Source organism: Paenibacillus sp. 01T47, from assembly GCF_056398245.1.
This window is the reverse complement of record NZ_JBFTPA010000065.1, coordinates 1-1,630: the sequence shown is the minus strand read 5'-3', so window position 1 is coordinate 1,630 and position 1,630 is coordinate 1. Positions and strand designations below refer to the sequence as shown.

The 1,630-nt window shown below is 46.5% G+C and carries 1 protein-coding gene; it reads left to right on the top strand.

All coding sequences use genetic code 11. The features are described from left to right. Positions 1-1,238: IS110 family RNA-guided transposase (locus tag AC1DOV_RS34645; protein WP_477552159.1), on the top strand; the 1,238-nt coding region annotated here is incomplete at its 5' end. Positions 1,239-1,630 lie beyond the last annotated feature (392 nt).

The window sequence follows — 1,630 nt, the reverse complement described above, 5'->3', positions numbered from 1 at the left end:
CCACCTCGCATCTTGTCATAGGAATTGACATGGCCAAAGAAACTCACGTGGCACAGTCCACAAATTTCCGAGGAATCGTCATTTCAAAACGGCATCTCTCGTTTTCGAATTCTATCGAAGGTTTTGAAAAATTAAGCCGCTGGATAACCGAACTACAACAGAAACATCGATTAAAGAGGCTCATCATCGGCATGGAACCAACCGGTCATTACTGGTTTAACCTAGCTAACTGGTTATCAGATAAGGGATTACATGTGGTCATKGTTAACCCTGCTACGACGAAGCGAAATAAAGAAAATCGAGATAACAGTCCATCAAAGAACGACCCCAAAGATGCACTTGTCATCGCAGATTCAGTAAGTCGGGGCTTCTACTATGAGTACACGCGACAATCGCTTGTGTTTCAACGCTTACGGACCATAATGAGTGACCGAGAATTCTGGGTCGCGAACAGTGTTCGACTGCAGAACCGCATTGTGCGTTGGCTCGACATCCGTTTTCCTGAATATCCATCGGTATTCAAAGACTGGACCTGTAAGCGGTCATTGGCGACCCTCAAGACATTCCCTTGCCCACAGGATTTGGAGACGTATGCAGTACCGGATGTAATCAAAGCTTGGAGAACCCATATGCAGCGCGCTGGGGGTTCTACGGGGATTGAGAAGGCTGCGCAGCTCATAGCACATGCTAAACGCAGTATCGGAGATCGAACCGCTGTAGAAGAATCGAAGGCAGATTTAATACGGCTCATTGAAGAATATGAACGAGTTACCACCATGCTTGAACAGATTGAAGAGGACATCGAAGCTCTGCTTTCTGAGATTCCTATGGCACAGCAGCTTCGCACCATAAAAGGTCTCGGGAAGATCTTCACCGCGGCCATACTAGCTGGCACAGGAGATTTAAGACAGTATGCGCATGGACGTCAGGTATTACGAAAGGCGGGCCTAAATTTGGCTGAAAGTACGTCAGGAAAGCGAAAAGGACGAATTGTTCTTTCGAAAAGAGGAGACTCCGCCTTGCGGAAATATCTCTATCTCGCGACGGTTCAGCTCGTTTGGAATAACCCCGTGTTCCGCCATCTGCATGAGCATAATGTGCAAGAAAAGAAGATGAAAAAGCAGCAATCCATATTTAAGTTAGTAGGAAAGCTGGCACGAATTCTAGTTGGTATTATACAACGAGGAGAAAAGTTCACGCCAGAGAAAACGGTAATTGCATGGGCAGAAGCAGCTTAAATTAAGTAGAAATCACGTATATTGACTCATTCGCAGGATTTCAAAAAGAAAGCACGGAGGACCGAGTTCGTTACCCATAAGGGCTCAGACCCATCCGCTAAACGCTATCGGTCTCCACACCTTGGACAGGTATAACGAAGGAATGTAAGGGCAGTGACCCGTTGAGATTTGGGAGGGTGAACCTCCAAGGGATTGTGGAGTATGCGTGCAGTAGAAACTACCTGGGGAATATTTCCTAATAGTTCCTCTATTTCCGCATGCCCAGCCCACCACCTCAACCGGTATCACCTGTGCTGTTTCTTAAAATCGACCTAATCCAAGGTGATGAAATCCTGCGAATGAGTGAGTATATGTGAGATAAACCCTTAAAACCGAGGGACGGGTAACGATAG